The 11,319-nt window shown below is 41.5% G+C and carries 16 protein-coding genes and 1 pseudogene; 3 read left to right on the forward strand and 14 right to left on the reverse strand.

Going from position 1 to position 11,319, the window contains the following annotated elements; translation table 11 throughout:
- Positions 1-2 precede the first annotated feature (2 nt).
- The 14 genes from E5N72_RS16945 to radC form a co-directional block, all read right to left on the reverse strand.
- On the reverse strand, positions 3-488 hold the full coding sequence (locus tag E5N72_RS16945) for a hypothetical protein (protein ID WP_135926182.1): 486 nt from the start codon (positions 486-488) through the stop codon (positions 3-5).
- Positions 475-1,026: a sigma-70 family RNA polymerase sigma factor gene (locus E5N72_RS16950; protein ID WP_135926183.1), complete on the reverse strand. Its 552-nt coding sequence runs from the start codon at positions 1,024-1,026 to the stop codon at positions 475-477. Before E5N72_RS16950 ends, E5N72_RS16945 begins: the two co-directional genes overlap by 14 nt.
- A 143-nt stretch (positions 1,027-1,169) precedes the next feature.
- Positions 1,170-2,918 carry a polymer-forming cytoskeletal protein gene (locus E5N72_RS16955; protein ID WP_240704533.1) on the reverse strand — a complete coding sequence of 583 codons (1,749 nt, stop codon included), beginning with the start codon at positions 2,916-2,918 and terminating at the stop codon, positions 1,170-1,172.
- Positions 2,911-3,435, reverse strand: coding sequence for a prepilin-type N-terminal cleavage/methylation domain-containing protein (locus E5N72_RS16960; protein WP_135926185.1), 525 nt, complete (start codon positions 3,433-3,435; stop codon positions 2,911-2,913). The genes E5N72_RS16955 and E5N72_RS16960 overlap by 8 nt, the downstream gene beginning before the upstream one ends.
- Positions 3,435-3,833, reverse strand: coding sequence for a prepilin-type N-terminal cleavage/methylation domain-containing protein (locus tag E5N72_RS16965; RefSeq protein ID WP_135926186.1), 399 nt, complete (start codon positions 3,831-3,833; stop codon positions 3,435-3,437). The genes E5N72_RS16960 and E5N72_RS16965 overlap by 1 nt, the downstream gene beginning before the upstream one ends.
- On the reverse strand, positions 3,830-4,282 hold the full coding sequence (locus tag E5N72_RS16970) for a GspH/FimT family pseudopilin (protein WP_135926187.1): 453 nt from the start codon (positions 4,280-4,282) through the stop codon (positions 3,830-3,832). Before E5N72_RS16970 ends, E5N72_RS16965 begins: the two co-directional genes overlap by 4 nt.
- 5 nt (positions 4,283-4,287) lie before the next feature.
- Positions 4,288-4,719 (reverse strand): type IV pilin protein, encoded by a 432-nt coding sequence (locus E5N72_RS16975; protein ID WP_206769175.1) that lies wholly within the window; start codon positions 4,717-4,719, stop codon positions 4,288-4,290.
- A 340-nt stretch (positions 4,720-5,059) separates the two neighbouring features.
- Entirely contained in the window at positions 5,060-5,512 is a 453-nt protein-coding gene (gene rplI, locus E5N72_RS16980; protein ID WP_135926188.1) for a 50S ribosomal protein L9, read from the reverse strand.
- A gap of 35 nt (positions 5,513-5,547) precedes the next feature.
- Entirely contained in the window at positions 5,548-5,775 is a 228-nt protein-coding gene (gene rpsR / locus E5N72_RS16985) for a 30S ribosomal protein S18 (protein WP_002962753.1), read from the reverse strand.
- A 12-nt stretch (positions 5,776-5,787) separates the two neighbouring features.
- Positions 5,788-6,090 carry a primosomal replication protein N gene (gene priB, locus E5N72_RS16990; RefSeq protein WP_135926322.1) on the reverse strand — a complete coding sequence of 101 codons (303 nt, stop codon included), beginning with the start codon at positions 6,088-6,090 and terminating at the stop codon, positions 5,788-5,790.
- 67 nt (positions 6,091-6,157) lie between these two features.
- Complete coding sequence (rpsF, locus tag E5N72_RS16995; RefSeq protein ID WP_135926189.1) at positions 6,158-6,499, reverse strand: 30S ribosomal protein S6; 342 nt, start codon at positions 6,497-6,499, stop codon at positions 6,158-6,160.
- 228 nt (positions 6,500-6,727) lie between these two features.
- The gene (gene rpmG / locus E5N72_RS17000; RefSeq protein ID WP_022946036.1) at positions 6,728-6,883 is read right to left on the reverse strand and encodes a 50S ribosomal protein L33; all 156 of its coding nucleotides are present in this window, start codon (positions 6,881-6,883) and stop codon (positions 6,728-6,730) included.
- Between the two features lie 11 nt (positions 6,884-6,894).
- Positions 6,895-7,131, reverse strand: a complete 237-nt coding sequence (gene rpmB / locus E5N72_RS17005; RefSeq protein WP_036973115.1) for a 50S ribosomal protein L28 — start codon at positions 7,129-7,131, stop codon at positions 6,895-6,897.
- 273 nt (positions 7,132-7,404) lie between these two features.
- Positions 7,405-8,079, reverse strand: coding sequence for a DNA repair protein RadC (gene radC, locus E5N72_RS17010; RefSeq protein WP_135926190.1), 675 nt, complete (start codon positions 8,077-8,079; stop codon positions 7,405-7,407).
- A 152-nt stretch (positions 8,080-8,231) separates the two neighbouring features.
- Between radC and coaBC the strand changes: the two genes are divergently transcribed.
- The 3 genes and pseudogenes from coaBC to E5N72_RS17025 all read left to right on the forward strand — a co-directional run.
- The gene (gene coaBC, locus E5N72_RS17015; protein ID WP_135926191.1) at positions 8,232-9,425 is read left to right on the forward strand and encodes a bifunctional phosphopantothenoylcysteine decarboxylase/phosphopantothenate--cysteine ligase CoaBC; all 1,194 of its coding nucleotides are present in this window, start codon (positions 8,232-8,234) and stop codon (positions 9,423-9,425) included.
- Positions 9,426-9,537: 112 nt separating this feature from the next.
- Entirely contained in the window at positions 9,538-10,125 is a 588-nt protein-coding gene (gene slmA / locus E5N72_RS17020; protein WP_063699831.1) for a nucleoid occlusion factor SlmA, read from the forward strand.
- A gap of 177 nt (positions 10,126-10,302) precedes the next feature.
- Positions 10,303-11,319: pseudogene (locus E5N72_RS17025) on the forward strand (S9 family peptidase); the annotation flags it as partial.

The raw sequence follows: 11,319 nt of genomic DNA on the forward strand, positions 1-11,319 counted from the left end.
TCCTAAATCGTTTGCCACTTCGGTGCATGCACCTTGTTAATTAAGTCCAGTTGCTGCTGATAAACCTGCGAGAGCATTTGTAATAAAGCTGGATTTTCAGGTTCATTCTCAAGTGCTTGCTTGATGGCGCTTTCTGCTTCTTCTAACTCTTTAAGCTGTTGCTGCCAATTATCGGTTAATGCAGGTTGATTTTGATACTGCACCAATAAACTTTGCTTTTGCTTAGTGAAATAATCACTCATTGCCATCATGCTATTTGATTCACCTTGACCGACAAAAAGCTGTACGGTCAACAGTGCAGCAATACAACAAGCAGCCACAGCCGCGAGCTTATTCCAGCCATGAGTTGGTTTCTCAATTTGCTGCGTTTGCGGCTCAGCAATTGCTCGCTCAATACCCGGCCAGAGATCTTTATCTGGGCTAATATCTTGCTTCTGGTTAAGCGAGTCATTTAAAAATTGTTCAAATTCTTGCTTACTCATTTTCATACCACTCTTTTAATAACTGCCTTGCACGGTGAAATTGCGACTTACTTGAACCAACTGCCATGTTTAGCATGTTCGCTATCTCTTCATGGCGATAGCCTTCAATGGCGTGCAGCACAAAGACCATACGTGCTCGTTCAGGTAATCTCAGCACCAACTTATCGAGGCCGTTAAAGCCGTCGCAATCTGCAGCGCTTTGCTCATCCATACCACTTTGTTCAAAACTCACGACTTTTTGCAGCCAACTCTTATGTTTGCGAATGTAGCTAATCGCAATATTGCTGGTAACACTATGTAACCAAGTCGAAAACTGTGAGCGTCCATCGAAGTTAGCAATTTTATGCCAAAGCTGTACAAACACTTCTTGCGTGGCATCTTCTGCGTGCTCTTTATCTGCAAGCAATCGTAAACAAAGGCTATATACTCGCTTCACATGCAACTCATAAAGTGTTGCATAGGCAGCTTGATCACCGCTTTTAACCCGCTCGATCAAGGCATGCTCACTTTGCTGGACGAACGCTTGTTCTGCATCTATCAACATCCTGGATGTTGTCCTTTATGATTATTATTGTGAATTTAGTGTATTAGACGTAAGGGGGGATTCAAAAGGTTTAAATGAAATTAAATTTTTTTGTGTAAGCTACAAATAATTGAGCTTACACAATTTTATTTGGGGGATTTGCGTTATTCTGCAGGTGATGCGTCGCTTTCGTCTTCGCTTGTTTCTGCGGTTTTGTAGCGCCAACCTAAAAACACAATACGAGCTGGAGATGACGGTGTCGTGCCATTTTTAACCTGCAACAAACTTGCATCGTAATGGGCACCACTGCCCCCTGTTGCTGTGATACTTGAGCCACGAACGCTACCAAATAGCTCACCACTACCAGATAATTTTACCGTTGTGAGGGGCGCATATATCGCAGCATATAAATTTGCAGCTCCACTAAATTGCACTCCATTGATGCCATTAAATGTTGAATAAAATGACAGTGAAGGATGACCACTGCTGGTTAACCCTTCTTGTTCAGTGATTACTTTTGCTCCCGCACCAATGCTCACTTTGCCGGTGATTAACACGGTTAAACTGCTGTCTTTCTTTATTGTAAGAGTCGTGTCGCCTTCCATTGTGAAGTCACCATCAACCAATAAAATAACATCACCACCAGAGACCTCCATTTTGCCGTCACTGGTCATTTTTAATCGGTCTAGTGCAAATATAGATTCCTTACTATTACTACCGCTTGTTTTTGTTTGTGGATTTGAATCAAACAAGAAAATATCCGCAAACGTCGGAAAGATAATTTGTCGACCATTTTGACTAAAAAAACCTTTTTGAGTGTTCAGCTTGAATTGCTGTGTTGGCCCAATCGAAACAGTATCATAGTCAGTAACTTCATCGAGAATATCGACCATTTTCTCTGGAAGTATAAGAGGATCACAGTTGGTGTCTGGGTTGCTCGGATCGTAATCTGGTGCACTAGGATCTGCAACGGTAACAGGTGCAACATTTGGGTTTACATTAAACTTACTATCACTGTAATGAACACCATTTTGCTGATTATTATAGGTATCTTTAAAGTCACCAGTTCCACCATACATAATATCCAGCGCTTCACCTTGGTTATTTGTAATAAACGTCGACCACTGCATTTTGGCATCGCCATTAGCTCTAACAACACCTGACACAGTGCCACCACGATGGGTATAATACCCACCCGTGTAGACGTTACCGTCAACACGTAAACCACTACCTGGTGAAATATACACCCCGGTATTTGAATGAATATTACCTATAATCGGTGATGAACCATTTAAGTAGATAACCCCTGTAGCCTTAACATCACCTCTTATAGGTGAATGACCAGACAGCACAACATCCGAATCACCAGCGATGGTCGATACATCGCCATCATTCGATTTTGTTTCTTCATAGCTACCTTTGCTAGAGTCGTAGCTATCAATACTGCCACTCCCCGATAAGTTAACTCCTTTACAACCCACCATCGCATTAGTAAATACAGAGCTTCCTTTAGCTCCTTGCAGTGCAAAACGTGCAACTAGATTACTTTGTGCATCTCCCTCAAAACGCTGACCTAAACTGGCAATTTCTAGTTCACCATCGGCATTTTTACTTACACTGGCATTAAACGTGGCATCAGCAGCGATAACGCCCACTCCTGAGGCATCGCTTGTTTTATTGATCAACTCATCAACCGCGAGAATACCTTCTCGATTAATAGTTTGCTGCAATAACTTAGCTTGTTCAAAAACACCTTTTTCGGCTAGTAAACGACTGTTTAGTTTTTTCTGAAAATTACCACTTAAGCGCTCTTGTACAATTGTTTCGCGTAATGAACTCAGCACCACAATACTCGCCATGCTGGTTAAAATAAGAACCGTAAAAAGCGTAAAACCAGCTTGTTTATTAAACACGACTATTCCCATATGCTTTGAGTAAAATTGCGTTCGTTAAGGCAATATCGATGTTGATACCTTGACCAAATTGAGTTGGTAAATCCCGTGGTTTGACACTTATCGTGACCAAGTCACCAGATAAACTAAACGATAATGCTTCAATACCAGTTAGTAAGCGTTCGGCAACCGCACCATTTAACGAGCATAATAAGTCGTTGCCATTTAAACGATAGATTTCTGTCACTTGAGACGTGGTAATAGAGCCATCACAGGCAATAACGCCACTTGGCTGCGTAATTGTGATCGTGCTGTTATCTGCACTAACGATTGGCGTTAATTGCGTTTGTTTTATACTTCGGGTGAACACTTTACTTGTGAAGCGAATCACTTCTTGGGCGTTTTCAAGTTCTTTACTTACCGCAATCGTACTTTTAATAGCCGAATAAGATAAACTCACGCCTGCAAGTAAAAATGCCCCTGCTGCAAGTGCAACCATCAGCTCAACTAAACTAAAACCCTTACCACGCTTCATCATTAGCAAGCCGCCGATAAATCGGGAAAACTGGCGTTTAAACTAATTTGGTTTTCAGCGTTATCAGTCATACGTTTATCAACCCAACCAACATTTATTTGCATATCGTTACTGTAAGAAGCCGGAATCGTCAGTTGGTAGTCGTTTACTTGTGGCTTAAGGCTTTCTCTAAAAGTGGCATCCTGAAACAAAGCGGGATCGGTTTTTTGAATTTCACACACATGCGGCCATAAACGCTCAATTGTGTTTTGGCCTTGAATAAGTGACACCGTATAATGAAAACTATTGGTCGCATACTGTAAAGACTTCAACTGCGCTGCAGCTAAACCCAATAACGCTATCCCAGCAATAACAACAGAAATCATGACCTCTAGTAATGAAAAACCTGCTTGTTTCTTCATGCACACCCTCGCTGTGAACTTTCAACTAACCAATTTTGCCCACTTTTAAGTACACACATCACATAGTCTGTGGTGTTAACATGCTCATCTTGAATACGAATACTTGCTTGTCTATCAACCTCACCACTGGCACTCACCGTTAATGAGACCAAATTGACGCTAACGCCAGCTTTTGTCACAGAAAATGCTTTTAAAATAGTATCAACACCGGCTTCATTTAAAGTCACTTCCCAGCGGTTATCACTCACAACTAATCGAATCGACTTATCGCGTTTTACAGCTTCACTGCGTGCATATTTGTAAACGTTGTTGAGTTGATTTGCGGTAGTAATGACGCGATCTTGCAAAATCTGCTGGCTAAAAGATGGCAATGCAAGACTTGCCAAAATCCCAATAACACCGAGCACCACTAATAATTCAACTAGGGTAAAACCAACTAAACGACGCAATTTAGTTACTCCCAACAATCATTGGCTGTCGCGCTGTAACTACCATCATGGTTAACGACAAGCTCACCACAGCGATCGCCCGCTTGTGCAGAGCCCGTATTAGGCGTTGCTTTTAAACTGTAGCCACGGTTTTTAAAATCACTCACTGCACCAGCAGCTTTATCGGTGGCAGTATAAGTAAAAGAGTAATAGCTAGTATCTTGCGTTGTGAATGTATTGGGATATCCACCATTTCGCGAATAGATACGCTCAAGACTTGCACTATATTGAAGTAATTCTTGTTGAATATCAGCGCGTCGGCTGCGCTGCATATGCTCAGTATAAGCGGGTAATGCCACACTGTAGAGAATACCTATAATTGCTACAACAATAAGTAATTCAACTAATGTAAAACCACGTTGCTTACCTTGTCCACTTAACACGAGCGCATTTAACAATCTTAATACCTCTAATACTTTTTTGTTAAAACAATATAAATGACAGCGTTGTCAGTGTCAATTTTAACCAATTTACTTTTATTCATCCGATTATACTAATAAGAAAAATAAAATTAAGAAAAAAGAATGTTTGTTTGTAAAATAGGTAAGATTATAGGATTATAAATTAGGTATTTAAAATATGAAAACCAATACTATTTACCGTAAACCTATGAGTTGATAGCGGTACAAAACGCTACAATTAAGCGTGTTTAAGGCTAATTCAGAAAGTGGCTATTACTCAAATTTCAGGCACAAAAAAGCCGCACCTAAGCGCGGCTTTTTTTACTTAATATTGCTATTAAGCTTCAGCGATAACGATTACTTTGATAGTAGCCGTTACGTCTGAGTGTACTGCGATTGCTACGTCAAATTCGCCAGTCTCACGGATAGTACCTAGAGGTAAACGAACTTCTGATTTAGCAACTTCAACGCCAACAGCTGAAATAGCTTCAGCGATGTCGCGAGTACCGATAGAACCGAATAACTTGCCTTCGTCACCAGCTTTAGAAACTAGTGTAACTTCAGCTAATGCTTCTAACTTGTCAGCGCGAGCTTGAGCAGCAGCTAGATCTTCAGCGATCTTAGCTTCTAAATCAGCACGACGTGCTTCGAAAGTTTCGATGTTAGCTTTAGTTGCAGGAACTGCCTTACCTTTTGGGAAAAGGAAGTTACGTGCGAAGCCAGATTTAACTACAACCTGGTCACCTAGGCCACCTAGGTTTGCGATCTTGTCTAGTAGAATAACTTGCATGTCTCTACACCTTTTAAAAACTGTTAATCCGCTGCTTACTTATGTAAGTCAGTGTATGGAAGAAGGGCTAAGTAGCGAGCACGCTTGATAGCAGTTGCTAGCTGACGCTGATATTTAGCGCTAGTACCTGTGATACGGCTAGGTACGATTTTGCCACTTTCTGTAACATAGTTTCTAAGAGTAGCTAGATCTTTATAATCGATTTGTTGTACGCCTTCCGCTTTAAAGCGGCAGAACTTACGACGTCTGAAATAACGTGCCATGAGTAAAATTCCTCAAAAAATTCTTTCTATATGTTGAGCATGCAAGACCAATTGGCTTAAGCCGTTTCGACCTTCGTGACGGTTTAAAAACCCCGTCACCTGCACTTGGTGCCCAACGTGCAATTGTTGAGTCTGTTGTTGCAATGGCGTGCCGCTGGCAACAACTTGAAGCCTGACATAACTATTACGGTTAAGGTCTGCTTCAACTTGCATCGATTTATGTTCAAGAACAAAAATACAATGCGGTATACCAGCAGGGCTTTGACTATATTTTGGGGTTTTACATACAACCCCAGATAATGTCAGCTGATTCATATAAGGATTAAGCGGTTGGCTCATCTTTTTGTCTCAACTGCAAGCGCCATGCTTGAACTCAAAACGATTAAGCAGCTGGTGCTTCTTTCTTCTCTTCTTTCGCAAGAGGAGATGCTTCAGTTACAGCGTCTTTAGTACGCATAACTAAGTTACGAAGCACTGCATCGTTGTAGCGGAAAGTAGTTTCTAGCTCGCTGATTACTTCAGTAGGTGCTTCAACGTTCATAAGAACATAATGAGCTTTGTGAAGCTTGTCGATTGGGTAAGCCAATTGACGACGGCCCCAGTCTTCAAGACGGTGGATAGTACCACCAGCTTCAGTGATAGAACCAGTATAACGTTCGATCATACCAGCTACTTGCTCACTCTGATCAGGGTGAACCATGAATACGATTTCGTAATGACGCATGGATATTCCTTACGGTTAATAGAGCCTTCTACCGTTTCGGCCAGTCGGTTTAAGGCAAGGAATTAAATTTAATAAGCCGAAATGAGCGCGCATTTTACGCTTAGATTGATAATTAAGCAAGATAAAACAGCAAGCCAAGCTAGATTATTGTGCTCTAATAAAATTTTCTAAGCGCTAAAAACAAAAAACCCAGCCGAGGCTGGGTTTTTGAGATTCTGAAAACTAAAATTACTTGATTTTAGCTTCTTTGAAAATCACGTGTTTACGAGCTTTAGGATCGTATTTTTTGATTTCCATTTTTTCAGGCATGTTACGCTTGTTCTTGTCGGTAGTGTAGAAAAAACCAGTACCAGCAGTTGAAACTAAACGGATCTTATCGCGCATGATTCAGTTCCTTAAACTTTTTCGCCACGAGCACGGATTTCTGTAAGAACCGCGTCGATGCCTTTTTTATCGATAATACGCATACCTTTAGTAGTAGTGCGTAGTGTTACAAAACGTTTTTCACTTTCAACCCAAAAACGGTGAGTTTGTAGGTTAGGTAGGAAACGACGTTTAGTCGCGTTTCTCGCGTGTGAACGGTGGTTACCAACCGCTGGACGCTTACCTGTAACTTGACATACTTTAGACATGTCTATATATCTCCAATAACTTCGCTCGAGCTTAATTTTCCCTTAGGCCAGTATTTGTGCCCCGGGATAAATCGAAGGGCGCTCTTTATACAGCTTATACAGGCAAAGATCAAGTAACAGATCTTATCCAATCAGCTCATGTGTAAATTTGATAGCGGCTAATTATAAAGATCGAATGCCCTTAGGGAAAGTAAAAACTGCATTTAAATTAAACTAATTTCTAAAATCGCCCTAAACTGCTCATTTTTAACACACTCTCTAGCCTAACAAGCTTTATATAAGCCCTCTTTCGGCAAACGACACACAATTTTCACCTCCCACTATGATGTGATCCAGCACATTTATATCAACTAAGGCTAACGCTTGCTGCAATTTCGTGGTGATCAATTTATCAGCCTGACTTGGCTCAGCTACTCCACTTGGATGGTTATGGGCAAGAATCAGCGCCGCGGCATTATTACGTAATGCTGCTTTAACGACTTCGCGTGGGTACACAGAAGCTGCATTAATAGTGCCGTAAAAAAGTACTTCGTCTTTAATTAATTGATTTTGATTATCTAAATACAGCACCATAAATACTTCTTGCTGCAAACCACGCAACTGAATAGTTAAGTAGTCGTACACAGCTTGTGGCGAATTAAATAGTGCCTCGCGTTTACATTGCTCAAGCATATAGCGCCGGCTTAATTCAAGTACCGCTTGCAACTGAACATACTTAGCCGCCCCTAAGCCCTTTTGTGCGCAGAATTCTTGTTCGCTCGCGTTAAACAAGTTTTGCAATGTACTATTTATACTGAGTAAATGCTCTGCAAGCTCAATAGCATTCATGCCCGGCACGCCTGTGCGTAAAAATATTGCTAATAGCTCTGCATCTGAAAGTGCTTTAGCACCTTTAGCAAGTAGCTTCTCGCGAGGCCTTGCTGAAAGAGGTAAATCGGTTAATGGCATTGCTTCATCCTTAAAACAACTATATCAATGACTAAACTGTACTATAAAACCTAGAAAATCCAGTTTTTTCCTGCCATGAAAAAGAAAACTTCATGCTATCGGTAAAGATTTGCTATCGTTAGCCCATATCGACAAAAGTTAAATTTCACGTAATGACTAAATCAGTAAATAAAAAAATCCTGCTAGGTATGAGTGGTGGTATTGCAGCCTATAAATGTGCAGAGCTTGTCCGCCGTTTAAAAGATCAAGGCTGTGAAGTTAAAGTCGTCATGACCGACTCAGCAAAACACTTTATTACTCCTTTAACAATGCAAGCGGTAAGCGGTGAAATTGTTTCTGATTCATTACTCGACCCAGCAGCAGAAGCAGCAATGGGCCATATTGAGTTTGCTAAATGGGCCGACCTTATTTTAGTTGCCCCTGCTACCAGTAATATTTTAGCGAAAATGGCAATGGGTATTGCCGATGATTTACTAACAACACTTCTATTAGCCACCCCTGCAAAAGTGGCTGTAGCACCTGCCATGAACCAGCAAATGTATGCCCATCCTGCTACACAAGCAAATATTGCCACACTTCGCGAACGCGGCGTGGCTATTTGGGGCCCTGGTAAAGGCGAGCAGGCTTGTGGTGATGTAGGCGCAGGCCGTATGTTAGAGCCTCATGAGTTAGTCGCGCTTTGTACACAACCTGAAGTTGAGCCATTACTTGCCGGCAAAACCATTACTATTACAGCAGGACCAACCCGAGAAGCCCTCGACCCAGTTCGTTATATCTCTAATCACAGCTCTGGCAAAATGGGTTATGCCCTTGCCGAGGCTGCACTTGCTTTAGGTGCAAAGGTCAACTTAATTTCTGGCCCAGTGACAATTAAAGCACCTGCTAATGCCCTGCTTACTACTATAGAAAGTGCTGAGCAATTACTCACCGCCTCAATGCAACTAGCCGTACAATCAGATGCCTTTATAGGCTGTGCAGCAGTAGCCGATTACCGTGCAGCAGCAATTCATGAGCAAAAAATGAAAAAACAAGGTGATGAACTAACCCTCACCTTAGTTAAAAACCCAGATGTTATCGCAAACGTTGCAGCGCTTAGCAAAAACCGTCCTTATACCGTGGGCTTTGCCGCCGAAACCCAAGATGTTGCAAGCTATGCACAAGGTAAATTAAAGAACAAAAATCTCGATATGATCTGCGCAAATGACGTATCAAAAGAAGGCCTTGGCTTTAATTCTGATCATAATGCTTTAACACTTTTCTGGCACAATGAGCAGCTAGATTTAGCGATGGGAAGTAAAAAAGATTTGGCCATGAGCGTGATGACTGAGCTTGCCAAGCGTTTGTAAAAATGCTGGAAAGAAACTGAATAAAACATTAACATAAGCCTCTCATTTGCACAAAAAATGGCTTGTCTGACTCCTAAGAGCGCAAGTAATAAATTATAAGAAAGGAATGGTCATGCCTGCGACAAAAAGAAGTAATCGCAAAGAGCAGATTCTGCAAGCACTCGCACAAATGTTAGAAACCAGCCCAGGTCAACGTATCACAACTGCAAAACTAGCGGCTGAGGTAGGTGTGTCTGAAGCTGCGTTGTATCGTCATTTTCCGAGTAAAGCACGGATGTTTGAGGGCCTAATCGAGTTTATTGAAGATACCCTGTTATCACGCATTAACCTCATTTTAGAAAATGAGAAAGAAAGCCAAACACGTGTGTACAATATTTTACTGCTATTATTAGCCTTTGCTGAGAAAAACCCGGGTATTACCCGCATTTTGACCGGTGATGCCTTGCAAGGTGAACAAGAGCGTTTACGTGAGCGTGTACAAGGCCTATTTGAAAAGCTAGAAACTCAGTTCAAGCAAGTGCTACGCGAACGCAAACTGCGCGAAGGCAAAGCATTTCAATCAGACGAAACCACCCTAGCCAACTTCTTACTCGCCTACGTAGAAGGTAAGATGAATCAATTCGTGCGCAGCGACTTTAAAGCAAAACCAAGTGCACAATTTGAAAAACAATGGCCAGAGTTACAAAAGATTTGGTTGTAGTGAGTTGTTAGGGGAAAGAGTAAAGTTAACGAGTTGCTTTCTAACTTTCCCCTTGTAACTTTTCCCTTGAAACTTTCCCGTCCAACTCCCCAAACACGCCACTTATCGTATCTACTCGAATTGTTAATTTAAAACGCTACACTGGGTGCATCATTTTAAAAACAACGAGAAAGATGAATGAAAGCGCAATTATCACTTTTGAGCTTAGCCTTGGTGACAAGCCTTGGTAGTGCACAAGTTAGTGCGAAAGAAGCTCTGCAATTTAAAGACGTGTTTGATTTTAAATACGCAAAAGGCACCCAACTTTCTGAAGATGGCCAAATTCTTAGCTTTAGTGCTGACCCTTATCGCGGTAATGCACAAGGTCAGGTTTATACATTAAACAATAACACCCTGCTTGCCAGCGTTGAGCGCGGTACTCGCCCTACTATTAATAAAGCAGCAAACTGGGTGGCTTTTACTCAGGTACCTACCCTGCTTGAAAAAGAAACCACCAAGAAAAAAGATGAACTAAAAAATAACCTAGTTTTAGTGAATACTAAAAATGGTGAGCAACAAACGTTTAACGATGTAAAAGACTACGCGTTATCAGATGATGGTGTATGGCTTGCTTACCGACTCGATAAGAAAGCAGAAAAAGCAGATAAAAAAGACGACCAAGAAAAAGACGAAAACAGCAGCGAAATCAAGCCAGACAAAAAAGACAAAAGCTTTGATTTAGTGCTTGTTAACCTACAAGACAAAACCACTCACACTGTAAATAATGTATTTAGCTATGCGATGAGCAGCACTGGCGAGCAATTACTAGCAAGCCAAAGCTACAGTGATGGGGCCGACAACCAAGTAGTGTTAGTTGACCTTAATAATGGCTTTGCAACTAGCGTGTTGATTGATGAGCCAGGTGTGGTTGCAAATAAAATTGCATGGCAACCAAACAGTAATACCGCAGCGCTGTTAGTTGGTAATTACGTTAATGATGATACACGCCGACGCGACCACAGCTTACAGCTTTTACAAAACGGCGCACTTTCAACCATTAACTCTACAGATAGCAGCTGGACTATCGGCAAAACAGCATCATTAACATGGTCTGAAGATGGCGCTCGTTTATACTTTGAAAACCACCCTAAACTCGCTGCAAAAGTTGCCTTAAAAGAATACAAAGATGAAGCCTCTTTATATGATTTCGATACC

Origin of the sequence: Pseudoalteromonas sp. MEBiC 03607, assembly GCF_004792295.1 — a bacterium.
Lineage (GTDB): Bacteria > Pseudomonadota > Gammaproteobacteria > Enterobacterales > Alteromonadaceae > Pseudoalteromonas > Pseudoalteromonas lipolytica_C.

Excerpts from the sequence above, each read along its gene's own strand:
- E5N72_RS16960 (WP_135926185.1), bottom strand. The coding sequence starts at position 3,435 with ATGATGAAGCGTGGTAAGGGTTTTAGTTTAGTTGAGCTGATGGTTGCA.
- coaBC (WP_135926191.1), top strand. The coding sequence starts at position 8,232 with ATGACTAAATCAGTAAATAAAAAAATCCTGCTAGGTATGAGTGGTGGT.
- slmA (WP_063699831.1), top strand. The coding sequence starts at position 9,538 with ATGCCTGCGACAAAAAGAAGTAATCGCAAAGAGCAGATTCTGCAAGCA.
- E5N72_RS16945 (WP_135926182.1), bottom strand. The coding sequence starts at position 488 with ATGAAAATGAGTAAGCAAGAATTTGAACAATTTTTAAATGACTCGCTT.
- E5N72_RS16950 (WP_135926183.1), bottom strand. The coding sequence starts at position 1,026 with ATGTTGATAGATGCAGAACAAGCGTTCGTCCAGCAAAGTGAGCATGCC.
- rpmG (WP_022946036.1), bottom strand. The coding sequence starts at position 6,883 with ATGCGCGATAAGATCCGTTTAGTTTCAACTGCTGGTACTGGTTTTTTC.
- priB (WP_135926322.1), bottom strand. The coding sequence starts at position 6,090 with ATGAATCAGCTGACATTATCTGGGGTTGTATGTAAAACCCCAAAATAT.
- rplI (WP_135926188.1), bottom strand. The coding sequence starts at position 5,512 with ATGCAAGTTATTCTACTAGACAAGATCGCAAACCTAGGTGGCCTAGGT.
- radC (WP_135926190.1), bottom strand. The coding sequence starts at position 8,079 with ATGCCATTAACCGATTTACCTCTTTCAGCAAGGCCTCGCGAGAAGCTA.
- E5N72_RS16965 (WP_135926186.1), bottom strand. The coding sequence starts at position 3,833 with ATGAAGAAACAAGCAGGTTTTTCATTACTAGAGGTCATGATTTCTGTT.
- rpsF (WP_135926189.1), bottom strand. The coding sequence starts at position 6,499 with ATGCGTCATTACGAAATCGTATTCATGGTTCACCCTGATCAGAGTGAG.
- rpmB (WP_036973115.1), bottom strand. The coding sequence starts at position 7,131 with ATGTCTAAAGTATGTCAAGTTACAGGTAAGCGTCCAGCGGTTGGTAAC.
- rpsR (WP_002962753.1), bottom strand. The coding sequence starts at position 5,775 with ATGGCACGTTATTTCAGACGTCGTAAGTTCTGCCGCTTTAAAGCGGAA.